The sequence below is a fragment of the Flavobacterium sp. GNP011 genome (genome assembly GCF_056428925.1).
In genome coordinates this window covers 23,852-48,621 of sequence record NZ_JBWJVJ010000014.1, presented here as the reverse complement: position 1 = coordinate 48,621, position 24,770 = coordinate 23,852, and the positions used below count along the sequence as shown (strand labels likewise).

The window sequence follows — 24,770 nt, the reverse complement described above, 5'->3', positions numbered from 1 at the left end:
TTGTAACCTCTACTATGAAGGGAATTTAAAAAAAGTAAATCGTATGGAAAGTAATCGCGAAATAACCGCTTTTATAAACGGTTCGCCAATTTATAGAAATTTCATCGAAAACTTACCCTACAACATAAACTTAAAATCTAGGGCTAGAGCCTTACGCAAAGCAGGCGTGCTTTCAGAAGTGATTTTTTGGTTGCAAGTTCATAAAGGAATATTTTGGAAAATAGATTTTGACAGACAAAGAATCATAGGTAATTACATCGTAGATTTTTACGTCAAAACCTTGGGGTTGGTAATCGAAATTGATGGTTCAAGCCATAACAATAAAGAAGAATACGATAAAAAGAGAGAAGTGTATCTACTATCTTTAGGATTAAAGTTATATCGGATTTCTGATTTAAGGGTAAACATGATTTGAATAATGTGATGAAAGAGCTGGAGGAATATATTATTTTGGAGTTTGGTACTTAAGTAAAATAAGATTTGAAAATTTACCAATAAAAAGCCACCCCGCCCACCGCGGCGTGAACCCCTCCAAAGGAGGGAAATAAAAAAGTGGCAAATCAATAAGCTTCAGTTTTAAAAAAAGAATTACTTTAGCAGGCTCGGTTTTTAGCCCTGATGGAAGTGGCATCCTTTTTATTTTTTTCTTTAAAAAATAAAAAGATAGAACGGACAGCAGGATAAAGCTCCTAAAAAATAATAGAAAAGATAATTAAAAGACAGAATATGAGATTAGAAGATTTTGATAATGACGAGGATAAGGTTATCCAAGACCGATTGAAGCAGAAAGATTGGAATGAAATACGTACTAATGACAGCTGGGCGATTTTTAAAATCATGTCAGAGTTTGTAAATGGGTACGAAAGCATGGGGCGAATAGGTCCTTGTGTGTCTATTTTTGGATCGGCGAGAACCAAGCCGGAGGATCCGAATTACTTATTAGCAGAAAAAATTGCTTACAAGATTAGTAAAGCGGGTTACGGGGTAATTACTGGCGGTGGTCCTGGAATTATGGAAGCTGGAAATAAAGGAGCGCATTTAGGCGGTGGAACCTCTGTAGGATTGAATATTGAGCTGCCATTTGAGCAGCATTTTAACCCGTATATTGACACGGATAAAAACTTAAACTTTGATTATTTCTTTGTACGCAAGGTAATGTTTGTGAAATATTCGCAAGGATTTGTGGTTATGCCAGGAGGTTTTGGTACACTAGACGAACTTTTTGAAGCTATAACGCTGATTCAAACTAAGAAAATTGGAAAATTCCCTATTATTCTGGTAGGAAGCAGTTTCTGGTCTGGGTTGTTAGACTGGGTTAAAACGGTGCTTGTAGAAAAAGAAAAAACAGTGAGTCCTCAGGACTTAAACTTAATTAAAATTGTAGATACCGAAGATGAAGTTGTGGCAGTAATTGATGCCTTTTATAAGAAATACGATTTATCTCCTAATTTTTAATACAAAAAAGAAGCTGCTCATTACAGCTTCTTTTTTTTGTCAAAATTTAAAAAAAATAAAAATTTCGTGTTGAATAATACTTATATTTAGCCCTTTGAGTGCAGCTGGTTTATATTCAAAAGAAATGATTTTGATACAGAATCTTAAATATTTAAACTAATTTTTACAATAAGCACTTGATTTTTTATTAGCATTAATTTTAAACAAAGTAGTACAAATTTGAAAACCTATATAAGAGTTACGTTAACATTTTTTTTGTTTATTGGAATACAAAAAAATTACAGTCAGCATTTTACTAAAATGAGAGCGGTTGTTCATCCTGAAAACAAAACTATCACCGTAGAACAAGAATTTGTATATAACAATGAGTCTAACGACACACTTACTGCTTTAGTTTTTAACGATTGGAATAACGCTTATGCTACTAAATTTACACCACTAGCCAAACGGTTTTCGGATGAGTTTTACAGAGGTTTTCACCTAGCCAAAGAGGATGATCGTGGAAGTACTCAAAATTTAAAAATACTAGATACAACCACCGAATTACAGTGGAACCGGCCTGAAAAAAACCCGGATTGTGTTGTTGTGACATTAACCAATGCCATTTTGCCTTTTCAAAAAATAAAACTCACACTTACTTACACGCTAAAAATTCCGAATGCGAAATTTACAAATTATGGCATTGATAATGAAGGGAATTTTAGTTTAAAAAACTGTTTTTTAGTCCCAGCACGATATGAAAGCAACAACTTTTTACAATATAGCAACAACAATCTTGATGATAGTGCAAATGGCATTACCTCATTTGAAGTTTTAATAACACTACCTTCCAAAAAAAAACTATCTACAGACTTAAATATACTGCAATTTGAAGAAAAAGGTGAGGAAACCACACATCTTTTAAAAGGAGATAATCGTACAAACATTAATTTGATAATTACCTCAAAACCAGAATTTACAAGTTTTAAAAATAATATCGTTGATGTTGTCACCGATTTAAAAAACACTAAGTTAAACGATGTTCAAAAAGCGTTAGTAATTGATAAAGTAGTCACCTTTACCAATGCATTTATTGGAAAATATCCACATGAAAAAATCATTATCACTCAAAATGATTATGATAAAAATCCGTTTTATGGCTTGAACCAACTACCCTCTTTTTTGAGTCCCTTCCCAGAAGAATTTTTGTATGAAATTAAGTTTTTAAAAACATATTTAAATTCATTTCTCAAAACAAGTTTACACCTTGACCCTAGAAAAGAAAATTGGATTTATGATGGGATTCAGGTTTTTGCTATGATGCAATATATTGACCAAAATTATCCTAACACAAAAATGATTGGCAACCTAGCCCGATTTAAACTATTGCGTAATTTTAATATTGCAAATATTGGTTTTAATGACCAGTACAGCTATTTTTATATGTTAATGGCTCGTAAAAATCTAGATCAACCCTTAGGAGAATCTAAAAATAATTTAATTAAATTTAATGAACAAATTGCTAATAAATACAAAGCTGGATTAAGTATTAGGTTTCTTGATGATTATATTAAACAAGATATTGTGACTCAAAGTATTCAAGATTTGTATGCAAAGAACCAAAATAAATTAGCCACAAGAAATGATTTTGAAACCCTTTTAAAATCCAAAACAAAAAAAGATATAAGTTGGTTTTTTACAACCATGATCAACTCTAGAGATCTTATTGATTACAAATTTACAACTCTAAGTAAGACAAAGGATAGTATTACTTTTTCTGTAAAGAATAAAACAGGAACGGCAATTCCTATACCTGTTTATGGAACTAAGAAAGGTGCTACTGTTTTCAAACAATGGCTTGATATTGAAGCCTGCGATAGCACCTTGACCATTCCAAGAAAAAACATTGACAGATTAATATTAAACTTAAAAAATGAAGTTCCAGAATTTAACTTGCGTAATAACTGGAAAAAATTAAATGGTTTTTTGCCTAATAACAGACCTATTAAATTTGTTTTTATGAAAGATCTTGAAGATCCGTATTACAATCAAATTTTGTACGTCCCTTCTATTTACTATAATTTATATGATGGCCTTACCCCGGGCATTCGGTTGCATAATAAAACAATTCTAGACAAACCTTTTAGTTTTGATGTCAATCCATCTTACTCTACGAGATCACAAAATATATCTGGATCAGCAGCATTTGTGGTGAACCAAAATATTAGGACAAGTACTCTGTATAACATTCGCTATGGGATAAGTGCCAATTATTTTAATTACGCACAAGACGCAGCGTATTTTAGATTAAATCCATCAATTCAATTGCGCATTCGTGAGCCAAACTTTAGAGATAATAGAAAACAATTAATTCTATTTCGACAAGTCATTGTTAATAAAGATGAAAGTGCAATTCTTACTGAGAATACTGCAACTAATTACTCTGTTTTTAATGCTCGTTATATAAATACAAAAACTGAAGTTACCAATCATGTAAACTTTGCCATTGATTTACAGGCTTCAGGAAAATTTAGTAAACTTACAGCAGAAATTGAATATAGAAAACTTTTTGAAAATAACCGTCAACTCAATTTACGATTTTATGTCGGAAGTTTTTTGCATAATCAAACACAATCTAACTTTTTTAGTTTTGCGCTAGATCGTCCTACCGATTATTTATTTGACTATAATTACATAGGAAGATCAGAGAATAGTGGACTTTTTAGTCAGCAATACATTATTGCTGAGGGTGGTTTTAAATCAAAAATAGACACTCCATTTGCAAACAGATGGCTTACAAGTTTGAACGCTAGTTACAGCATTTGGAATTGGATAGAGCTATATGGAGATGTAGGATTAATTAAAAATAGTGCCTCAAAAGAGCGTTTTGTCTATGACAGCGGCATACGCTTGAACCTGGTTACCGACTACTTTGAGCTTTACTTTCCAGTCTACTCTAACAATGGTTGGGAAATTTCTCAGAACAAATACAACGAAAAAATACGTTTTATTGTAACTTTTTCACCTAAAACATTACTCAATCTTTTTAATCGAAAGTGGTTCTAAACGAAAGCTATCTTGTAAAATTATTGAATTATTCTTAAGTAATCGAATATAAAATTACATATAACAAAAAAATAAACTTCATTTACTTAGAATAAATTGCGAAAATTAAATTCTATTTTTTTCAAAGCGCTATGATAATAGGTTGTTTTTAAGTAAATTTGCAGCATAAAGTTATACTTTTCTATTATGATAAAAGAAAAAACCAATTCTGCATTGACATTTGAAGATTTCAAAATCGAAGTTTTGAAAGACTATACCACAGCAATAATAAGCCGTGAGTGCAGTTTATTAGGACGAAAAGAAGTATTAACAGGAAAGGCCAAGTTTGGAATTTTTGGTGATGGCAAAGAAGTTCCTCAATTGGCTATGGCCAAAGCTTTCAAAAATGGTGATTTTAGATCCGGATATTACCGTGATCAAACCTTTATGATGGCAATAGGTGAACTTACAATTCAACAGTTTTTTGCTGGACTGTACGGTCACACTGACATCAAACATGATCCAATGTCTGCCGGAAGACAAATGGGCGGGCACTTTGCAACACACAGTCTTAACGAAGATGGATCATGGAAAGACTTAACAAAACAAAAAAATTCAAGTTCAGATATATCTCCTACTGCGGGCCAAATGCCACGTTTGTTAGGACTTGCTCAAGCCTCTAAGATTTACAGACAAGTATCAGGTATTCCAAATGCTGCAAATTTTTCTAATCAAGGAAATGAAATTGCTTGGGGAACCATAGGTAATGCAAGTACATCTGAAGGATTATTTTTTGAAACAATCAACGCAGCAGGTGTTTTACAAGTACCAATGGTGATGAGTGTTTGGGATGATGAGTACGGAATTTCGGTTCATGCAAGACATCAAACTACAAAAGAGAATATTTCTGAAATCTTAAAAGGTTATCAAAAAGAAGCAGATTCTAATGGGTATGAAATCTTTAGAGTAAAAGGTTGGGATTACGCTGATTTGATTACTACTTATGAAAAAGCAGCCACAGTTGCTCGTGAAAATCATGTACCCGTTTTAATTCATGTAAATGAGTTAACACAACCTCAAGGGCACTCAAGTTCTGGATCACATGAGCGTTATAAAAATGCAGATCGATTAGCATGGAAAGAGAATTTGACTGTATCAGACAAATGAAGTTATGGATGATTGCAATAAACATTGCCTCTCCCGAAGAAATTGATACGATTGATGCACAAGCAAAAAAAGAAGTTTTAGAAGGTAAAAAAGCAGCTTGGACAGCTTTTCTTGAGCCTATAATTGAAGTTCAAAAAGACTTAATAGCACTATTGCAAAAAATTGCAAGTACTAGTGCTCACCAAGAGCGCATTATGCAGTATGTAGGTGAACTAAGTGGTATAAAATCGCCTCTTAAAAAAGAAATCTTGGTTGTAGCTCGAAAAGTACTGCGATTAATTTTGAACGAATCTGGAAAAAATGAGCTTTCACAGTGGATCACAAACTACACTAAGAAAGAGCAGATAAACTTCAGCAGCAATTTATTTTCTGAAACAAAGGAAAATATATTTTCATCAAAAATGGCATTACCTACTTATGCAGATGATGCAAAAGAAGATACTGATGGAAGAATGATTTTGCGTGATAACTTTGATGCTATTTTTACTAAATATCCTGAAACATTGATTTTTGGTGAAGATGCTGGAGCAATTGGCGATGTAAATCAAGGTCTTGAAGGAATGCAAGAGAAATATGGAGAACTTCGAGTAGCTGACGTAGGAATTAGAGAAGCTACCATTTTAGGTCAAGGAATAGGTCTTGCATTGAGAGGCTTACGTCCTATTGCTGAAATTCAGTATTTAGATTATTTATTGTACGCTATTCAAATCATGAGTGATGATTTAGCAACTTTACAATATAGAACAGTAGGAAAACAAAAAGCCCCCCTAATAATTCGTACTAGAGGACACCGTTTAGAAGGAATTTGGCATTCTGGTTCACCAATGGGAATGATCATCAATGCAGTTCGTGGTATTCATGTTTTGGTACCTAGAAACATGACTCAAGCTGCCGGATTTTATAACAGCTTATTAGAATGTGACGAACCAGCTCTAGTGATTGAATGCTTGAATGGATACCGATTGAAAGAAAAAATGCCTTTGAACTATGGCGAATTCAAAACTCCAATAGGTATTATAGAAACTTTAAAACATGGAAACGATATTACATTAGTTTCTTATGGTTCTACGTTGAGACTCGTACAACAAGCTGCAATAGAATTACAAGAAGTTGGTATTGATTGCGAAGTAATTGATTTACAATCACTTTTACCATTTGACATCAATAAAGACATTATAAAAAGTATTGCAAAAACCAATCGTTTACTAGTAATTGATGAGGATGTACCAGGAGGAGCTTCGGCTTATATCATGCAACAAATTCTTGAGGAGCAAAATGCTTATGAACACCTTGACAGTAAACCACAAACTTTAACTGCAAAAGCCCACAGACCTGCTTATGGTACTGATGGAGATTATTTCTCTAAACCATCGGCTGAGGATATTTATGAAAAAGTTTATGAAATGATGCACGAAGTAAATCCATTAAAATTTCCTTCATTGTATTAATTTTTAAAATAAGTTAAAAACCAATCTAAATCTAGATTGGTTTTTTTTTATTACTTAATTTTCTAAAAAACAATCCTCAACAAAAGTTAAACTATACTAAACAACTTCCAGTTTAATTATCTTTACTAAAACTAAAATAATTATGGAAAAATACGCATTATTAGCTCGACTAGAAGCTAAAGAAGGAAAAGAAGATGAAGTGGCAGCATTTTTAAAAAGTGCCCTACCATTAGTATTAGATGAACCTGAAACGGTGAATTGGTACGGGTGGCAAATAGGAACTTCAACATTTGGAATTTTTGATACTTTTGAAACGGAAGAAGGACGAAAAGCACATTTGGCAGGTAAAATAGCCGAAGCTTTAATGGCAAATGCGGGAACGCTTTTATCTAAAGATCCTGTAATTGAATTTGTAGATTTACTTGCTGTAAAATAAGTATCTCAAAAACATATTTTATTTAAGAAAACGTCTTAATTAATTGTTATAATGCCAATATAGCGGGGCTATATTGGCATTTTTTTATATTTTTAATGAAAAAAAAAAATATGCAACCGCTAGAAAACATCCTAAAAAATATTAATGATTGTAAAGTAATTGATAATACAATTTCATACAGTGATTATACTCCACTGGATTTATCAGTAGACAATACTCATTTTCAAAACCTACAATTGAAAAATGCCCCCGAATTTGAGCATTACATAGACCATTATTTATTAGAAAAAAATGCTAAAGTAGCTTATGGAGGTTACAATGAAACAAGAGATTTGTATAAGCGTAGTGGTATTTTTAATGATCCTAATATTGAAGAAAGGAACATTCACTTAGGACTAGACTTATGGATAAAAGCAGGAACGTCAGTATTAGCAGCTCTTGATGGCACTGTTCATAGTTTTAATTACAACACTGGTCTAGGAGATTATGGACCTACAATAATTCTAGAACACGCTCTTGAAGAACATCTATTTTATACGTTATATGGTCATTTAAGTCTAAATAGCTTGAAAAATATTACAGTTGGTGATTTCTTTGCAAAAGGTCAGTTGCTTGCAACACTAGGAGAAGCTGCTGTAAACGGAGATTATGCCCCTCACCTGCACTTTCAAATTATAAAAAATATACAAGGAATGCATGGAGATTACCCAGGAGTTTGCAGTAAAAAAGATTTAGATTTTTATCTAGACAACTGTCCTGATCCGAATATATTACTTAAAATATAAAAAAGTGAAAAAATTAATTTTTCTTGCAATTATCTTATTAGTTGTGATTGGCTGTAAAACCAATAAAAGCACTACTACGAAGTCTAAAATAGCTTCTAATACAATAAAAATAGCTATAAGTGATATTAATGAAACTCAAAAAAACAAAGCCTATGAATTAGGGAGACGTGTTTTAATGACATGTAACACCTCTAAATTTAAACCTTTTACACCTGATGAAGCAACACCATCAGTGATTCAAAATACTACTCAAGAAAAGCTTACAAAAACTTGTCAACGGTTTAGGCAATATTACGGCACATTTGAGGATTTAAAACTCATTGAAGTTTATGCAATTAAAAATGAAAATTCAGTTCTTTTCAGATACAGAGCACTTTATTCTAAAAATGTTGCCAATAAAGAATTGAGGGTCATAATGACATCCAGCAATAAAACTTCCTCTATAAAATCATTAGACTGGAAAGATGCGTTTGATGTAAATTAACTTTCCAATTTGCATTTTAAGATCTTTTTCACTCTTAAATTCTTGTATTTTACTCTAAATCAAGATTTATCATTTATTTTATTAAAAAAAAACACTCAAATTATTTTACAAATTTTCACTTTAATTATATAACAAATATAATGCTGGCTTTGTATAATTTTACTATTATAAAATATCGAAAATTAATATTTGATTGTATTATTTCGATAGTTGTTAAATATCATTTTTAAGCATCTCAAAAAAAGAATATTATAAATAATTAGTATTTATGATATTTAAATTTATTTAAAGGCTGTTTAAAATTATTTAACCTAACTTACACATAACAAATATGTTACAAACTCATCCTTAAATAAAAATATTTGAAACTATACATTAAATACATGGTGAGCAATCGTTGTAAAATTGCTGTCAAAGAAGAGTTGAAAAAGCTGAAACTTCATTTTGTGGTTGTTGATTTAGGAGAAGTCGAAATCATGGAAAACATTTCTATGGAGCAAAGACAAATTTTAAAAGAAGCACTTCTTGATTCAGGACTTGAATTGATGGATGATAAAAAATCTATGTTGATTGAAAAAATTAAAAATGTTATTATACAGATGGTACATCACTCTACTGAGGTCATTAAAATTAATTTTTCGGACTATTTAAGTCAGCAGTTAAACCATGATTATACTTATTTATCCAACTTATTTTCTGAGGTTCAAGGTACTACAATAGAACAGTTTATAATTTCTCATAAAACAGAACGTATTAAAGAACTCATAATTTATGGCGAATTAAACATCACTGAAATTGCATGGAAAATGAATTACAGTAGCGTTGCCCATCTTTCGAGCCAGTTTAAAAAAGTGACCGGCTTATCTCCTTCACATTTTAAAAAATTAAAAGATAAAAGGAGAAGTCCAATTGAAGAAATTGGAAACCATAATAAAAACCAATAGATATGTATTACAAAAATGGAGAAGTCCAGGAAAATAACGAGGTTCAGTATAACCGAAACTTAATAGAATCTATACTAGAGCCTATTTTTATTGTAAACATAAAAGGTGAAATTATTGATTTCAACAAAGCATCTTCAACAATTATTGGTAAAGACAGAGAAAATATACTGTATTCAAATTTTGAAGATTATTTTAATCCTATTCAGCAAATTCGAAATTTTATATCAATAGTTTGCAAAGAAGGATCATTATACGATCAAGCATTAGAAATTAAAGATGAAGCTGGTAATTTAATACCCATTTTGTGTAATGGAACACCCTTTAAAAATAATGTAGGAAAATTAATTGGTGTAATAATTGTTGTGCGGGAAACTTCAAAACAAAAATGGTCTATTGAGTTAGAAGAAGCGCACAAAGAAAAAGAGAAACAGCAAGGCCTTAACAAAGAACTTGAAAAACTTAATAACTCTGCAATTTTAGCATCGCAGTATACTTTGAGTTTAATTGAGGCTAGTCAAGATCCTCTGGTTACATTGAATACCAAAGGTAAAATTACGGATATGAATCAAGCCTTGGTAAACAGTACTGGAATGTCAAGAGAAGAGCTTACTGGATCTGATTTTTTTGATTATTTTACCGAAAAAAAGAATGCTCGTGAAGTTCATAAAGAGGTATTTGATAAAGGAAGCGTCTCTAATTTGCCACTTACCATAAAGCACAAAAATGGAAAATTAATCGATGTTCTTTTTAACGGTTCTGTTTACAAAGATGCTCAAGGAGAAGTGGCTGGTGTAGTTATAGTAGCAAGAGATGTAACAGAACAAAAAAGAATAGCGTCAGCCTTGATAGAAGCACGAGTATTTGCTGAACTAGCAACCGAAATTGCAGAAGAAGCTAAAAAAAATGCCGAAAGTGCTGCCATCATTGCTAAAAATGCTGTAAAAGCAAAACAACAGTTCTTATCTAATATGAGTCATGAAATACGGACTCCAATGAATGCCATTATTGGATTCACAAAAGTTGTTTTAAAAACTGATTTGACTGTAAAACAATTAGAATATATCAATGCAATAAAAATGAGTGGTGATGCATTAATTGTTTTGATCAATGATATTTTAGATCTTGCCAAAGTAGATTCGGGAAAAATGACTTTTGAAAAAAAACCCTTCAAAATGAATGTCTCGCTAGAATCAATGCTTCATTTATTTGAAAATAAAATTCAAGAAAAAAATTTAAAACTGGTTAAAGAATACGATTCAAATATTCCAAATGTTTTAGTGGGTGACCCTGTGCGTTTGCATCAAATTATTTTAAATCTAGTAAATAATGCTGTAAAATTTACTCAAAAAGGAAAAATAACTGTAAGTGTTCAACTGATTTTTGAGGACGATGATCGTGTGGTTATTGAATTCTCTATCTCGGATACGGGAATTGGAATACCTGAGGATAAACTACAGCATATCTTTGAAAATTTTAATCAAGCTTCAAGCGGTACCTCAAGAATTTATGGCGGTACAGGTTTAGGATTGGCGATTGTTAAACAACTTGTTGAATTACAAGGAGGTAAAATTCGAGTAAAAAGTACAATTAAAAAGGGATCAAATTTTAGTTTTTCTTTAAGTTTTCAAAAAACAAATGCTAATGCTGCACTAGAAAATGATTTACTAGAACTGGATTCGGAAATTAAGAATATTAAAGTACTGGTAGTTGAAGACATTGCATTGAACCAATTGTTGATGAAAACTGTTTTAGATGATTTTGGATTTGATCGTGATGTTGCCGAAAATGGAAAAATTGCTATTGAAATGCTAAAAAATAAAGCCTATGATATTGTTTTAATGGATTTACAAATGCCAGAAATGAACGGATTTGAAGCCACAGAATACATACGAAAAAAAATGCAGTCACAAATACCTATAATTGCATTAACAGCTGATGTTACAACGGTAGATTTAGATAAATGTAAAGCTGTAGGAATGAATGACTATCTTGCAAAACCTGTTGACGAAAGGCTTTTGTATAGTAAAATTGTTGGCATTCTTAAAAAGCCGAAACTAGCAAAATTATCAGCAAAATTGAACGAAAATATGGAAACTACTGTAAAAAAGATACGGTGTATTGACCTGGTGTATTTAAATCAAAGAACAAAGTCAAATCCAGAACTTATGATGGAAATGATTGATTTATATCTTGCTCAAACACCCACATTAATAAATACGATTAAACAAAGTTTTGCAGAACAAAATTGGCAATTATTGGCCGCGGCAGCTCATAAAATGATTCCCTCATTTTCCATCATGGGAATTAGTACCGACTTTGAAGATATCGCTAAAAGAATTCAGGAGTTTGCAAATTCACAGGAACAATTAAATGAAATTGATGCTTTAGTGTTACAATTGGAACAAATTTGTTTACAAGCTTGTGGAGAATTAGAAGAAGAATTAAATATAATAAAAAATACAAAAAAGTGATAAACGAAAATAAAATTAAAATTTTTCTGGTAGATGATGATGCTTTGTTTTTAAAATCATTAGAAATTGAATTTAATCAGAATACTAATTTTTTAATTGAGACCTACCCTACTGGTGAAAAATGCATTGAAAACTTAAACCATTCACCAGATTTAGTTGTACTTGATTTTCAGTTAGATGGAATTATTAAAGGTGCTATGAATGGCTTACAAACACTAGATAAAATAAAAGAAATCAACTCGAACATACCTGTCATTATGTTATCATCTCAGGATAAGATTGAGGTGGCCGTTCAATGTATGCATCACAAAGCTTTTGATTATGTAGTAAAAAGTGAAACTGCTTTTTTACGATTGGAAAAAATAATTTCTACTATTTTTAAGTATCAAAAATTAGAAAAAGAACTTAAATGGTACATGGATAGAATGTAAAATTCCTGTTTTCTAATCTTTACTAATGAAATTTTACAAACTTTCTTGTGTGAATGATATAAATTATTAAAATAATTGTACAATAATTCTAGTATACATTCCTACTACTTTTGTTTTTAATAAATTATTAAACAATGAACATAAAAAGATTTTTTGGAACAATATTAACCGTCCTAGGAATAGGCGGCTTAATTTATGCGGCAGTATTATTTTCATCAGCAAACTCTGATTTTGAAGCAATAAAACCCATACTAATATACGGTATTCTAGGCGCTGTATTTTTTATTTCAGGAATAAACTTAGTTCGTACTACAAAAGACGAATCTTAAGTTGTTCTAACTTGGTAAACTTACACTAACTCCTAAAAAATGGTTTTAGTGTACTATTTTCAAAGCTCCCAATTGAATCATAAGGTCTTTTATTTTTAATATGTTATTTTAAATATAGCAAAAAAAGTTTTTTATAAAATTTCTAACAATTCATAATATGAGAAATTCTAAAATTAAAATGCTTAAACAATTAAATAATACCTACTCAAAAAAAAGTGATTCTACGTTTATAGGACCTAAAATTCAAACCTGTCGCAATATGTATCTTGAGGAATTACAAGACATATATTTTAATGAAAAATCTCTTTTAATATCGATACCTATATTGATTCATAAAGCTGATAGTAAAGAAATTTCGGAGGCACTTGCAACTCATTTACAATTTACAAAAAATCACATTCAGCGCCTTGAAGATTTTTTTATTTCTATTGGAGAAAAAAGTATCATTCTGAAATACGCCTCTTTATATGAAAACCAAAATAATACTCCATAATTAATATCAAATTGATTATTGACTTGCCGCACTAAAGATTTTTTAAACATATTATAAGTAAATATTTATCTAAAGCTAATAAATTTAAAAGAGTAAAGAACTCAACAACATTAAATTACGATAATACTGTTTTATAATAAAAAATGTAAATCATATAACTTTTTGAAATAATAATGTAATACCATATTGATATACAATATTCATCTTTGTAAAGAATTTAATTTTTGATTACAAACAATAAAGGACCACTAAATATCGATCAATAATTACTAAAAAAAACTCATTATGAAACTAAATATTGGAATCACCGAAGAACACTTAAAGAGTAGTATATCCATTTTGGCTTCGCTTTTAGCAAATGAAATGACTCTGTACATAAAACTTAGAAAATTTCATTGGAATGTATCAGGGCAAAGTTTTATGGAATTACATCAATTATTTGAATCTCAATATACTCAACTTGAAGCATCTATTGATGAAACTGCAGAACGCATTAGCAAATTAGGTGGAAAAACTATTGGTACTATGAGCGAGTTTAGTAAACTATCTGTTATAAAAGAATCCCCTAATGTGTATCCAGTTCAAAAAGAAATGTTACAAGAACTTGTTAAAGATCATGAAACATTAATAATACAAATAAGAGAAGATATTGATACCTGTGACAGTAAAAATAACGATGCTGGAACAGCTGATTTTCTTACAGGATTAATGAAAGATCATGAAACAATGTCTTGGAAACTAAGAAGATATTTAGAATAAATAAAAAAATTATGATTAATTCCAAAAATGAGGTTTTAAAACCATCAAATAGTAACTGTAGAGTAGGAAAAACAGCTCCTTCTCAAAGGCATATTAACACTGTAAAAAATACAGTTTCAGTAAATACAAACACTTTAAAATTTGTTTAAATAAGAATTACACATTCCTTTTATAAAAAAGTTATGTAGTTAAAAATAGGTTGGGTTTTGGTTAGTTTGGGCTGTTGGAAACAACAGCCTTTTTTTATAAATAAACGGAATAAATTATTCTAAAAAAGGATCTATTGTGTTTAAGATTAGTAATTATTTCACATCTATACCAAAAAAGATTAACAGTAAATATTGCAACTTTTCAATAAAGTTGTATAACAAGATTTGTATGTATTTATTGGAATTTTGCAAAGAGAATTATATTGTTTTGAGATTTTTTTGAATATTCTATAATATAAAGCCTGGAAAATAAATAACATAATCAAAATGATAAAATATGGATATTAAAATATCTATTGATGTAATAAATCATTTAATAGCATCCCATAAAGATAGGGTTATTGCATATCAAAATGCAAAAAAAGCATTGTTTGAACATGATTTAATTCAATTGTTCAATGAGTTTGAAAGAACTAGTAATCAGTTCAATGATGATTTGATTTTTGAACTAAAAAAAATTAATACTTCTCCAAAATATAATTCTCGTAAAACTAATTTTATGGATATTATTTGGGAAAACATCAAAATAAATAATTTCATAAAAGATAAAGAAGAAGTCTTAAACAGATTGGAATACACTGAGTTTGAAATACTCAAAGTATATAAAAAATCATTGACTAACAGTACTGAATTTATTCCAAAAAAACTGAGTAAAATTTTACAACAGCAACAAATACTACTAACAAATCAACATGACAAAATCAAAGGATTGGGAGATAGTCTATTAGTTAAAACAAATATGAGTTTTTAAAATAAAGTTGAATTGTTTTAAATTTTTAATTCAGTAAAACACAAAAAGAAAGCAATGAACCAATCATTAACGATACAAAAAGAACGACTAAGTAGTTATCTCAATGAAAGTTTTATTGAGGTGGGTAAAGCTACAGAATTTGCAATTCGTTTTTTTAAAGAAGCCGTTAGGTCTCCTTATGAATTCAAAGAGTTACTTAAACAATGTTACATAATAGGATATAAATCTTTGCCATTGGTTACTATTACTGGATTCATTATGGGCTTAGTTCTTACTTTACAATCAAGACCAACTTTGGCAAAATTTGGAGCTGAATCTTGGTTGCCTAGTATGGTTACACTATCATTAATCAGGGAAATTGCACCTGTAATTACTGCTTTAATTTGTGCTGGTAAAGTAGCATCAGGAATAGGAGCTGAACTTGGATCAATGAAAGTAACAGAACAAATTGATGCCATGGAAGTTTCAGCAATCAATCCTTTCAAATATTTAGTCGTTACAAGAATTATGGCGACCACATTAATGATTCCTTTGCTTGTAATTTATGCTGATGGAATAGGAATAATTGGAGGGTATATGGGGATAAACATACATGGGGAGGTAAATATACAACGCTATATATCACAAGTTCTAGAGTCTATTACGTTTGTGGATATATTTCCCGCTACTATCAAAACTTTTTTCTTTGGATATTTTATTGGCATGATAGGCTGCTATAAAGGATATAATGCTGAAAATGGTACAGAAAGTGTTGGTAAAGCTGCAAATTCTGCAGTAGTTACCGCCTCGCTAACCATTTTTATAATTGATATGCTGGCAGTTCAGGTAACTGATTTATTTTTTTGATATGAAAAAAAATGACCCCCTTCAAAATAGAGAAACTGTAATTGAAATTAAAAATTTGCACAAAACTTTTGGTACAAATGAAGTTTTAAAAGGAGTTACATTTAATTTAAACAAAGGAGAAAATCTTGTAGTTCTAGGGAAATCCGGATCAGGAAAATCAATTACTATTAAATGTATTGTTGGACTTATTAAAATAGACGGTGGTGCTATTACTGTATTTAACCAAGAAATCAATTCTTTAGAAATCAACGAATTAAATAAAATTAGAACTCGTATTGGATTTCTATTTCAAAATGCTGCTTTATATGATTCTATGAGTGTGCGAGAAAACCTTTCTTTTACTTTAAGAAGACATGATACTACATTAAAAAAAGACGCAATTAATGAACATGTTTTAGAAGTGCTTGAAAGTGTAGGATTGAATGAAGCAATAGATAAAATGCCCTCGGAATTATCTGGTGGAATGAGAAAGCGAATAGGACTTGCAAGAACCTTAATTCTTAAACCAGAAATAATTTTATATGATGAACCTACAACAGGACTTGATACAATTACGTCTAGAGAAATAAGTGAACTAATCTTAGAACTCAGACATAAAAATAAGACCTCAGCAATAATAATAACTCATGATATGCCTTGTGCAAGACTTACGGCTGATAGAATTTTAATTTTAAAAGATGGTGTAGTACATGTAAAAGGAACATATGATGAACTAGAAAAAAGTGAAGATGAATGGGTTCGTTCCTTTTTTATTTAAATTAAAAATTAAAAACCATGATGAAAGAATCAGTATACCAATGGAAGTTAGGCATGTTTGTACTAGTTGGACTATTTTTATTTATAGGGACAATATATTTTGTAGGCAAACAAAAAAACTTATTTGGATCAACTATAGAATTGTATTCAAAATTCAATTCCGTAAATGGACTTGCAGTGGGTAACAATGTTAGATTATCAGGAATAAATATTGGAACTGTTGAAGATATTGAATTCCTCAATGATACTTCAGTAGTAATTAAGATGGTAATCAAAGAGGAAGTCCGCAAATACATTAAGAAAGATGCTTTGGCAAGCATCAATTCGGATGGTTTAATGGGCGATAAAGTCTTAACAATAGCCTCAGGAAAGAAATCGAATATATTGATTAATGATCAGGATTACATTAAATCAAAAAAAGCTATTGAAATGGAGGATTTGATGGTAAGTGTTAAGAAAAGTGTAGATAATGCTGGACTGATAACTGCTGAATTAGCACAATTTAGTTCCAGTATGAATAATGGTGATGGAGCTTTATCAATATTAGTTTCGGATAAAAAATTTGGGAATAGCGTGAATAATTTAGTTGCCAACTTAGAAGAAAGCACAACAGAGTTTAAAAATTTCACGAAAAATATGAATAATGGAAAAGGTGCTTTGTCAAAACTTATTAATAATGAGCGAATGGGTAATACAATAGATTCATCTTTAACCAATGTAAAAACAGCAACAAAAGGATTAAATGAAGTTATTGAGGCTGCAAAACATAATTTTTTACTGAGAGGTTTTTTTAACAAAAAGAAAAAAGAAGAAGATAAAAAAATGGAAGAAGCACAAGAAATTGAAGAAACAGAAATGAAAAAAGCATTGAAAATAGATCCAAAAAATGATTCACTAAACAAATAACCCATCTGTTATTGATTCCCAAGCCAATTTTAGAAATTTAAAACTATTTTGAATAAAATAATGTAAAAACTCTAAGTTAGTTTACAAATCAGTGAAAATCACAACAATTTGCAATAGTTATATAACTAAGTTGGTTTAAATTTTGACAACTTTGTAAAGTGAAGAAAATTTCACTATTAATAATCAAAAGTATGAATTCAAATGATTTAGAGGGAAATTGGGAACAACAAAAGGAAAAGTTGAAAAAAAAATTCGTTGCTTTAACCAACAATAAATCAATATTTTCAGAAACTAAGAATGAAGAAATACTTAAGAAATACCAAGAAAAATTAGGCAAAACAAGAGAGGAACTAATTGTCATATTTCAATCCTTATAATTCTTTTTAAAACACTTAAAAATAAGTAATATAGCAGGTATAAATTCATAGTCTTTTTATGAAATCCTTTAGGTTAAAATATAAAGTACATCGAAAATGTAAAATTAAAATGAATATTTTTTGTTGAGTTGATCTTAAAAATAAAATATCTTAAAAAAATGCAAGTTTTAAAACTTGCATTTTTTTTATTTAAACACTGTTTTTCAAAATTTTAGAAAAAACCAATTCGTAATGATTCTAAGGTGTGAATCTTGAAACATTCTTTAAAAGTAATGTAACAACTACACAATGTTAATTATTGACCTTTGTAACATACAAATCAATAAAAAACAAATACAATGAAAAAGTCTAAAAATTTAATTTTTACATCAATAGCTTTGGGGCTATTATCATTCACAGGAATACAGGCGCAAGAAAAAACTCCAGCTTTTGGTTTTAAAGGAGGTCTAAACTTTTCAAACTTATATACAGATACCGTTGATGATAACAATGTTTTAACAGGTTTCAATGCAGGTTTGTACGCTAAGTTTCCTATTACAAACAGTATCGCAATTCAACCTGAGATTAGCTACACTACAAAAGGATCTGAATTAGTGTATAACAGTTTTGGAGTAAATGGAACAGCAAAATTCAATATTAATTATATAGAGGTGCCTATTTTACTTGTTGCTAATTTAACTGATAATTTCAATGTACAAGTAGGTCCGTATTTAGCATACATGGTTAGCGGTAAAACAACAAACGATTCTAATCTTGGTTCATCAGTTCGTACATTAGATACTGATGATTTCAATAAATTTGATGCGGGGATTTCAGGAGGTTTAGGTTTTGATTTAGACGTGGTAAACTTTGGTGTTCGTTATAATTACGGGTTGACTAAGATTGGTAAAGATGATAGTTTTACATCTTCTGATGCAAAAAACAGTGTATTTAGTGCGTACGTAGGTCTAAGATTAAACTAATTTTTAACTATTAATAATACCTATCATGAGTAATCTTCTTTATACAATAGCCGTTATTTTAGTGATTTTTTGGGCAATCGGTTTTTTTGCTTACAGTGTTGGATCCATCATTCACATTCTTCTTGTTCTAGCGCTTATAGCTATACTATTCAGATTAATTTCTGGTAGAAAAATATAATATTCCTTATTAATTCTAATCATTAAAACTATAAAATATGAGTAATCTTCTTTATACAATAGCAGTCATTTTGGTAATTTTTTGGGCAATCGGATTCTTTGCTTTTAGCGTAGGTTCAATAATTCATGTCTTATTGGTAATTGCTGTAATAGCAATATTGTTTAGGCTAATTTCAGGTAGAAACGTATAAATTAACAATTATAACTTTAAAAATTTACATTATGAAATCAGATAAAATAATATTAGGAGTTTTAGGCGGAGTAGCTGTAGGAGCATTATTAGGAGTTTTGTTTGCACCAGATAAAGGTGATAACACAAGAAAAAAAATTGCTGACAAAAGCAATGATTATGCTGACGAATTGAAATACAAATTGGACAACATTTTGGGTACTATTACTCAAAAATATGAAAAAATTTGGGCAGAAGGTGAGAAACTTGTTGCTGAGGGCAAATCTAAAATGAATGAAGTAAAACACGATGGTGAAGATCTCTTGGCTCATGGTAAAGCATCTTTTAATGAAGTAAAAAAGGATATTAATTCAATATAATTTGTATTACTTCTTTAAAAAAATAATTTTGATATAAATTTCAGGAAAATGGAAAACAATGCATCATCAATAGAAATGCTTTTTGAAAGAGCAGAGAATTACACTAAAACTTCAATAGAGTTAGCTAAACTTCAAGTAATTGATAAAACAGCTGATGTGGTTTCATCATTGATCTCTAGAATGGCAATTTGTGTTGTTTTTGCAATGTTTGTTTTTCTTTCAAACATTGGGCTTTCGTTATGGGTGGGCGAGCTTGTAGGTAAAGTTTATTATGGTTTTTTTATTGTTGGCGCCTTTTATCTAGTAATAACAGTTTTACTATATTACTTTAAAGATAAATGGATAAAAATGCCTATCAGTAATTTAATAATTGTCAAAATGCTTAAAACCAGTTAATATGAAAACGAATACTGAATCAGAGATGCTAAAAGAAGCTATTCAATTATTAAAGGAAAAACAAGCTTTTGAACTTATACAGCTTAAAGATCAATATCATGTTACTTATGAAAGTTTACAACCTGTAAACCTTATAAAAAATGCTTTTGGACAGTTAACAAAAACTTCTGAGTTTAAAGGTAATTTACTTAACAGTATTATTGGTATTTCATCAGGATACTTATCAAAAAAAGTATTATTAGGTTCTACCCATAATCCAATTACAAAGGTTCTCGGTACTATTTTACAATTTGCAATAACCAACTTTGTAAGTAAAAAAGCTGAGAATTTTACTCAAGACAAGTAATCTTGACAGAAACTTTTATATAAAGATTTAAATATTCACTAGAGGATAGCCCAAAAAGCTATCCTCTTTTTTATTACATCAAATTGTCCAATAGGTTTTTAATTTGTAATTAAAAACACACGACCATCTTTTATAACAAATACAATAGCTTTTCTAATTCAAGACCAACACGGATACCGTAAATACAATCACAACATTCTATACTGCCTTTGCTGATTTTAATACCTTAAAAATTTGCGAATATAAGTTAATCTTACTACTTCATTATTTAATTGTATAACTCTTTAAGCCAATAACATAACAACCTTTGCTATGTAGAATACTTAATCCTTAAAAATTAAAAAAATGAAAACTAAAAATTTACTATTACTCTTTGCAATACTGTTTATTGCATTAATTTCTAGTTGTGCAGAAGACGATTTTGTAGAAACAGTAGGTGTTTGCCCAGTTGTAGAATCTACCGTTCCTAATAATTTAGCTCTAAGCGTACCTTTTAATCAAATTATCTCAGTCACTTTCAATGAAGAGATAAATACTTCAACCATCAACTCCTCTACTTTAATTATTTCAAAAGCAGATGGCACGGTAGTTTCTGGTTCAATAACGTACAGCGGAAGAACAGCAAGGTTTACTCCTACCAATCCTCTAAGTCCGAATACTACCTTTACTGGTAGGGTTACAACTGGAGTGAAAGATGCAATGGGTAATGCACTACAAACAGATTATGTGTGGACATTTTCTACTGGAATGATTATTGTTCCTGTTGTAATAACTACTGATCCTACAAACAATCAAAATAACGTTGCTCTTAATAAAACAATAACGGCAACTTTTAGTGTTCCAATGGATCCTTTGACAATAAATAATTCAACATTTACAGTTAAACAAGGTACGAACACAATCGCAGGTGCAATTGCTTATTCTGGATCAACCGTTTCTTTTGTACCTACAAATCCTTTAACTGTTAATACTGTTTATACAATTACTATAACATCAGGTGCTAAAAGTTTGCAAGGAACACCTCTATCTGCTGATTACGTATGGAATTTTACAACCGTTCCTGTTCCAACAGTTACAGCTACTGATCCATTTAATAACGCTATAGGAGTTGATTTAAACAAAACACTTACTGCAAACTTTAGCATTGCTATGGATCCGCTAACTATAAACACAACGACTTTTACTTTAAGACAAGGAACTACAGTAATTACGGGCGCTGTACTGTATACTGGAGGTACTACAGCTTCATTTAATCCAGTAAATGCTCTTAATCCTGGACTTGTTTATACAGCAACAATAACAACAGGTGCTAAAAGTTCAGCCGGTATTCCATTAGCTAGTAACTATGTTTGGAATTTCACAACCTCAAATGTTGTAGTAACACCTCCTGTTATCACAAGTGGTTTGTTCTTTGGAGTTTTTGGTGGGAATGCAGGAATAACAAATCAAGGATTATTAACTGTAATCAACGGTGCTATCGGTACAACTGCTGCTGCAACCTTAATAACAGGTTTTACTGATGGTACAAGTGGTGATGTATATACTGTAACCCCATTAAATAACGGAATTGTAACTGATGGAATATTTACAGATGCTCCAGCGCCAGGAAATGCAACAAAAGCAGCTGCAGCATTAGCAGGATTAAATGCAGCAAGAGATCTCTACAACAGTATTTCTCCAGCTTCTATGCCTGGGGGTGTTGCTAATCCTGGCGCTGGTGAATTAGGAGGATTAATATTAGCTCCTGGTATTTACACCGCTTCAAGCTCTTTTAGCATTACTAACGGAAACCTTACCTTAAATGCAAATGGGGATCCCAATGCTAAATGGTACTTTCAAGCACCATCTTCTTTAACAGTAGGTGATTCAACGCCAAGTAGTGTTACCTTTTTAAATGGTGTTGGTAATCCTAATAATGTGTATTGGTATGTAGGAACTGCAGCAGTTATTAATTACGCTGGTGGTGGAGTTATGGTAGGAAATATTATAGCCAACTCTGGGGTGACTTTGTCGTCTCCTGCTAATAGTACAAATCCGTTTTTAACAGTATTAAATGGTAGAGCAATTTCACTAGTAGCTTCGGTAACAATGGTAAATACAACTATTAACGTACCCACTAATTAAGCATTTAACGACACAAATTTTAGAATCAAACTCGTATATCACTCTAAGGAATAGATTCATTAAAAAATAAAAAAAATAAAATATGAACAATATACATTTTTCAAAAAAGGGACCAAGTAATTCTTGGTCTCCTACTAACCTTTCTTTTAAAGGACTTTTATTAGTCTCTTTGACATGGTTGGGTACTCAAACAACTGCACAAGCACAGGAATTTCCAGCAGTTAAGTACAGTAAACCTTCTTGGTTCTTTGGTGTTGCAGGTGGTACCAATTTTAACTTTTACAGAGGTTCAACTAATCAGCTGAATGCCAGTTTTACACCTCCTGCTACTTTTCATGATGGGAATGGAGCAGCTCTTTTTATTGCACCATTAATTGAATATCGTCCTGCAAGTTCAAGATGGGGCGTGATGCTTCAGGCAGGATTTGATAATCGAGAAAGCTCGTTTGACCAAGTAAAAACAGCGTGTGATTGTCCAGCAGATTTATCAACCGACTTAAGTTATTTTACAATAGAGCCAAGTGTACGTTTTGCACCATTTAAATCTAATTTTTATCTTTATGGAGGACCAAGATTGGCATTCAACATTGACAAATCATTTACATATCAGTTAGGTATAAATCCAGCATTCCCCAATCAAGCACCTTCTGCTGCTGTAACAGGTGAATTTAGTGAAATTGAAGAAACCATTTTGTCCATGCAAATAGGCGCTGGTTATGATATTCCACTTTCATCGGTGCGTAACAAAACACAGTTTGTATTATCCCCTTTTGTTTCGTTCCAACCTTATTTTGGTCAAAATCCACGTGCTACAGAAACCTGGAATATAACTACCGTTAGAGCTGGTGTTGCGCTTAAATTTGGTCAAGGAAAAGAAACTTTAGAAGCTACGGATTTAGTTAAAGATCCTGAAGTACAGTTCTCAGTAAATTCTCCTAGAAATATTCCTGGAGAAAGAAGAATGACCGAAATTTTTCCACTTAGAAACTATGTTTTCTTTAATGAAGGGTCTACAGAAATTACAAATCGTTATGTTGTATTAACGAAAAATCAAGTAAAAGACTTCAAAGAAGACCAATTAGAAACATTTGCTCCAAAAAATTTATCAGATCGTTCAAAACGTCAAATGACGGTTTATTATAACGTACTGAACATCCTAGGAGATCGTATGCAAAAAAATCCTTCAGCTTCAATCACTTTGGTAGGTTCGTCAAATAATGACAATTCAGATGGTCTAGCAATGGCTGAATCTGTTAAAACGTATTTGATAAATGTATTTACAATAAATGCCTCTAGAATTACTACTAAAGGTCAAAATAAACCAAATATCCCATCAGAACAACCTGGAGGAACATTAGAACTAGTGTTACTTCGTGAAGGAGATCGAAGAGTTTCTATTGAAAGTAATTCCGCTGATTTATTGATGGAATTTCAAAGCGGTCCTGACGCTCCACTAAAACCGGTACAGATTATTGCATCTCAAGAAGCACCAATTGAAAGTTATGTTACTTTTAATAACAAAGGAGCTACAGAGGCGCTATCATCTTGGTCTTTACAAACCACTAATGAGCAAGGAAAAATTCAGTCTTTTGGACCATATACTAAAGATGAGGTAAGCATACCGGGAAAAATGATACTAGGTAGCCGTCCTGAAGGTCATTTTAAAGTAAAAATGATTGGTCAAACTAAAAGCGGTAAAATTGTAGAGAAAGAAACTCCGGTTCATATCGTTCTTTGGACTCCTGCAAAAATGGAAGAAGGTACAAGATACAGCATCATCTATGAATTTAATACATCTAAAGCAATATCAATCTATGATAAATATCTTACTGAAATAGTTACACCTAAAATTCCTATTGGTGCAACCGTTATTATTAAAGGTCATACAGATGTTATTGGTGAAGAGGCTTATAATCTAGATTTATCAATAGCTCGTGCAAATGATGTCAAAAACATACTTCAAAAAAGCTTAGAAAAAATGGGCAGAAACGATGTTAAATTTGATGTATCTGGGTATGGTGAAAATGAAAACAAGTCTCCATTTGATAACAAGACTCCTGAAGAACGTTTTTATAATAGAACTGTAATAATTGATATCATTCCGGTAGTCAAATAAAGTTCGATACCATAGAATACCATTTACTA

25 protein-coding genes and 1 pseudogene are annotated in these 24,770 nt (G+C 30.9%); all 26 read left to right on the top strand.

From position 1 onward, the window contains the following. Nucleotides 1-43: 43 nt before the first annotated feature. The 26 genes and pseudogenes from AC061E_RS11920 to AC061E_RS11795 all read left to right on the top strand — a co-directional run bounded on the left by AC061E_RS11920 (nucleotide 44) and on the right by AC061E_RS11795 (nucleotide 24,741). Nucleotides 44-415: an endonuclease domain-containing protein gene (locus tag AC061E_RS11920; protein WP_478286437.1), complete on the top strand. Its 372-nt coding sequence runs from the start codon at nucleotides 44-46 to the stop codon at nucleotides 413-415. A gap of 311 nt (nucleotides 416-726) precedes the next feature. Further along, nucleotides 727-1,455 carry an LOG family protein gene (locus tag AC061E_RS11915; RefSeq protein ID WP_144890655.1) on the top strand — a complete coding sequence of 243 codons (729 nt, stop codon included), beginning with the start codon at nucleotides 727-729 and terminating at the stop codon, nucleotides 1,453-1,455. Between the two features lie 219 nt (nucleotides 1,456-1,674). Then, a complete protein-coding gene (locus tag AC061E_RS11910) occupies nucleotides 1,675-4,500 on the top strand; it encodes a gluzincin family metallopeptidase (protein ID WP_478286436.1) in 2,826 nt (941 codons plus the stop codon). A 186-nt stretch (nucleotides 4,501-4,686) separates the two neighbouring features. Next, nucleotides 4,687-7,094, top strand: a pseudogene (locus tag AC061E_RS11905) (alpha-ketoacid dehydrogenase subunit alpha/beta). Between the two features lie 142 nt (nucleotides 7,095-7,236). After that, nucleotides 7,237-7,530, top strand: a complete 294-nt coding sequence (locus tag AC061E_RS11900; protein ID WP_158730561.1) for a putative quinol monooxygenase — start codon at nucleotides 7,237-7,239, stop codon at nucleotides 7,528-7,530. 110 nt (nucleotides 7,531-7,640) lie between these two features. Beyond that, nucleotides 7,641-8,315: a peptidoglycan DD-metalloendopeptidase family protein gene (locus AC061E_RS11895; protein WP_478286435.1), complete on the top strand. Its 675-nt coding sequence runs from the start codon at nucleotides 7,641-7,643 to the stop codon at nucleotides 8,313-8,315. A 4-nt stretch (nucleotides 8,316-8,319) separates the two neighbouring features. Beyond that, the gene (locus AC061E_RS11890; protein WP_478286434.1) at nucleotides 8,320-8,799 is read left to right on the top strand and encodes a hypothetical protein; all 480 of its coding nucleotides are present in this window, start codon (nucleotides 8,320-8,322) and stop codon (nucleotides 8,797-8,799) included. A 383-nt stretch (nucleotides 8,800-9,182) separates the two neighbouring features. Next, nucleotides 9,183-9,743, top strand: a complete 561-nt coding sequence (locus AC061E_RS11885; protein ID WP_478286487.1) for a helix-turn-helix domain-containing protein — start codon at nucleotides 9,183-9,185, stop codon at nucleotides 9,741-9,743. Nucleotides 9,744-9,745: 2 nt separating this feature from the next. Continuing rightward, nucleotides 9,746-12,214: an ATP-binding protein gene (locus AC061E_RS11880; protein WP_478286433.1), complete on the top strand. Its 2,469-nt coding sequence runs from the start codon at nucleotides 9,746-9,748 to the stop codon at nucleotides 12,212-12,214. Continuing rightward, complete coding sequence (locus AC061E_RS11875; protein WP_478286432.1) at nucleotides 12,211-12,645, top strand: response regulator; 435 nt, start codon at nucleotides 12,211-12,213, stop codon at nucleotides 12,643-12,645. Before AC061E_RS11880 ends, AC061E_RS11875 begins: the two co-directional genes overlap by 4 nt. Before the next feature lie 134 nt (nucleotides 12,646-12,779). Next, nucleotides 12,780-12,974 carry a hypothetical protein gene (locus AC061E_RS11870; protein WP_478286431.1) on the top strand — a complete coding sequence of 65 codons (195 nt, stop codon included), beginning with the start codon at nucleotides 12,780-12,782 and terminating at the stop codon, nucleotides 12,972-12,974. 157 nt (nucleotides 12,975-13,131) lie between these two features. Then, nucleotides 13,132-13,467: a DUF892 family protein gene (locus tag AC061E_RS11865; RefSeq protein ID WP_478286430.1), complete on the top strand. Its 336-nt coding sequence runs from the start codon at nucleotides 13,132-13,134 to the stop codon at nucleotides 13,465-13,467. Nucleotides 13,468-13,752: 285 nt separating this feature from the next. After that, nucleotides 13,753-14,226 (top strand): Dps family protein, encoded by a 474-nt coding sequence (locus AC061E_RS11860; protein WP_478286429.1) that lies wholly within the window; start codon nucleotides 13,753-13,755, stop codon nucleotides 14,224-14,226. Nucleotides 14,227-14,712: 486 nt separating this feature from the next. Beyond that, nucleotides 14,713-15,186: a hypothetical protein gene (locus tag AC061E_RS11855; RefSeq protein ID WP_478286428.1), complete on the top strand. Its 474-nt coding sequence runs from the start codon at nucleotides 14,713-14,715 to the stop codon at nucleotides 15,184-15,186. 54 nt (nucleotides 15,187-15,240) lie between these two features. After that, complete coding sequence (locus AC061E_RS11850; RefSeq protein WP_478286427.1) at nucleotides 15,241-16,032, top strand: MlaE family ABC transporter permease; 792 nt, start codon at nucleotides 15,241-15,243, stop codon at nucleotides 16,030-16,032. A 1-nt stretch (nucleotide 16,033) separates the two neighbouring features. Beyond that, entirely contained in the window at nucleotides 16,034-16,789 is a 756-nt protein-coding gene (locus AC061E_RS11845; RefSeq protein ID WP_478286426.1) for an ABC transporter ATP-binding protein, read from the top strand. A gap of 17 nt (nucleotides 16,790-16,806) precedes the next feature. After that, nucleotides 16,807-17,694, top strand: a complete 888-nt coding sequence (locus AC061E_RS11840; RefSeq protein ID WP_478286425.1) for an MlaD family protein — start codon at nucleotides 16,807-16,809, stop codon at nucleotides 17,692-17,694. A 191-nt stretch (nucleotides 17,695-17,885) separates the two neighbouring features. Then, a complete protein-coding gene (locus tag AC061E_RS11835) occupies nucleotides 17,886-18,071 on the top strand; it encodes a CsbD family protein (RefSeq protein WP_478286424.1) in 186 nt (61 codons plus the stop codon). Between the two features lie 338 nt (nucleotides 18,072-18,409). Then, nucleotides 18,410-19,033: a porin family protein gene (locus tag AC061E_RS11830; protein WP_478286423.1), complete on the top strand. Its 624-nt coding sequence runs from the start codon at nucleotides 18,410-18,412 to the stop codon at nucleotides 19,031-19,033. Nucleotides 19,034-19,058: 25 nt separating this feature from the next. After that, nucleotides 19,059-19,211: a lmo0937 family membrane protein gene (locus tag AC061E_RS11825; protein ID WP_478286422.1), complete on the top strand. Its 153-nt coding sequence runs from the start codon at nucleotides 19,059-19,061 to the stop codon at nucleotides 19,209-19,211. A 37-nt stretch (nucleotides 19,212-19,248) separates the two neighbouring features. Next, a complete protein-coding gene (locus AC061E_RS11820) occupies nucleotides 19,249-19,401 on the top strand; it encodes a lmo0937 family membrane protein (protein ID WP_144890608.1) in 153 nt (50 codons plus the stop codon). Between the two features lie 31 nt (nucleotides 19,402-19,432). Then, nucleotides 19,433-19,759 carry a YtxH domain-containing protein gene (locus AC061E_RS11815; protein WP_478286421.1) on the top strand — a complete coding sequence of 109 codons (327 nt, stop codon included), beginning with the start codon at nucleotides 19,433-19,435 and terminating at the stop codon, nucleotides 19,757-19,759. A gap of 48 nt (nucleotides 19,760-19,807) precedes the next feature. Beyond that, entirely contained in the window at nucleotides 19,808-20,155 is a 348-nt protein-coding gene (locus AC061E_RS11810; protein WP_478286420.1) for a hypothetical protein, read from the top strand. Between the two features lies 1 nt (nucleotide 20,156). Further along, on the top strand, nucleotides 20,157-20,501 hold the full coding sequence (locus AC061E_RS11805; RefSeq protein WP_478286419.1) for a hypothetical protein: 345 nt from the start codon (nucleotides 20,157-20,159) through the stop codon (nucleotides 20,499-20,501). Between the two features lie 345 nt (nucleotides 20,502-20,846). Continuing rightward, on the top strand, nucleotides 20,847-22,625 hold the full coding sequence (locus tag AC061E_RS11800; protein ID WP_478286418.1) for an Ig-like domain-containing protein: 1,779 nt from the start codon (nucleotides 20,847-20,849) through the stop codon (nucleotides 22,623-22,625). 82 nt (nucleotides 22,626-22,707) lie between these two features. Continuing rightward, entirely contained in the window at nucleotides 22,708-24,741 is a 2,034-nt protein-coding gene (locus AC061E_RS11795) for an OmpA family protein (RefSeq protein ID WP_478286417.1), read from the top strand. Nucleotides 24,742-24,770: the final 29 nt, after the last annotated feature.

Bases quoted from the DNA above. Each gene is read 5' to 3' on its own strand.
- AC061E_RS11920 (WP_478286437.1), top strand. From the start codon at position 44: ATGGAAAGTAATCGCGAAATAACCGCTTTTATAAACGGTTCGCCAATT.
- AC061E_RS11915 (WP_144890655.1), top strand. From the start codon at position 727: ATGAGATTAGAAGATTTTGATAATGACGAGGATAAGGTTATCCAAGAC.
- AC061E_RS11900 (WP_158730561.1), top strand. From the start codon at position 7,237: ATGGAAAAATACGCATTATTAGCTCGACTAGAAGCTAAAGAAGGAAAA.
- AC061E_RS11895 (WP_478286435.1), top strand. From the start codon at position 7,641: ATGCAACCGCTAGAAAACATCCTAAAAAATATTAATGATTGTAAAGTA.
- AC061E_RS11885 (WP_478286487.1), top strand. From the start codon at position 9,183: ATGGTGAGCAATCGTTGTAAAATTGCTGTCAAAGAAGAGTTGAAAAAG.
- AC061E_RS11880 (WP_478286433.1), top strand. From the start codon at position 9,746: ATGTATTACAAAAATGGAGAAGTCCAGGAAAATAACGAGGTTCAGTAT.
- AC061E_RS11870 (WP_478286431.1), top strand. From the start codon at position 12,780: ATGAACATAAAAAGATTTTTTGGAACAATATTAACCGTCCTAGGAATA.
- AC061E_RS11865 (WP_478286430.1), top strand. From the start codon at position 13,132: ATGAGAAATTCTAAAATTAAAATGCTTAAACAATTAAATAATACCTAC.
- AC061E_RS11860 (WP_478286429.1), top strand. From the start codon at position 13,753: ATGAAACTAAATATTGGAATCACCGAAGAACACTTAAAGAGTAGTATA.
- AC061E_RS11855 (WP_478286428.1), top strand. From the start codon at position 14,713: ATGGATATTAAAATATCTATTGATGTAATAAATCATTTAATAGCATCC.
- AC061E_RS11850 (WP_478286427.1), top strand. From the start codon at position 15,241: ATGAACCAATCATTAACGATACAAAAAGAACGACTAAGTAGTTATCTC.
- AC061E_RS11845 (WP_478286426.1), top strand. From the start codon at position 16,034: ATGAAAAAAAATGACCCCCTTCAAAATAGAGAAACTGTAATTGAAATT.
- AC061E_RS11840 (WP_478286425.1), top strand. From the start codon at position 16,807: ATGATGAAAGAATCAGTATACCAATGGAAGTTAGGCATGTTTGTACTA.
- AC061E_RS11835 (WP_478286424.1), top strand. From the start codon at position 17,886: ATGAATTCAAATGATTTAGAGGGAAATTGGGAACAACAAAAGGAAAAG.
- AC061E_RS11830 (WP_478286423.1), top strand. From the start codon at position 18,410: ATGAAAAAGTCTAAAAATTTAATTTTTACATCAATAGCTTTGGGGCTA.
- AC061E_RS11825 (WP_478286422.1), top strand. From the start codon at position 19,059: ATGAGTAATCTTCTTTATACAATAGCCGTTATTTTAGTGATTTTTTGG.
- AC061E_RS11820 (WP_144890608.1), top strand. From the start codon at position 19,249: ATGAGTAATCTTCTTTATACAATAGCAGTCATTTTGGTAATTTTTTGG.
- AC061E_RS11815 (WP_478286421.1), top strand. From the start codon at position 19,433: ATGAAATCAGATAAAATAATATTAGGAGTTTTAGGCGGAGTAGCTGTA.
- AC061E_RS11810 (WP_478286420.1), top strand. From the start codon at position 19,808: ATGGAAAACAATGCATCATCAATAGAAATGCTTTTTGAAAGAGCAGAG.
- AC061E_RS11805 (WP_478286419.1), top strand. From the start codon at position 20,157: ATGAAAACGAATACTGAATCAGAGATGCTAAAAGAAGCTATTCAATTA.
- AC061E_RS11800 (WP_478286418.1), top strand. From the start codon at position 20,847: ATGAAAACTAAAAATTTACTATTACTCTTTGCAATACTGTTTATTGCA.
- AC061E_RS11795 (WP_478286417.1), top strand. From the start codon at position 22,708: ATGAACAATATACATTTTTCAAAAAAGGGACCAAGTAATTCTTGGTCT.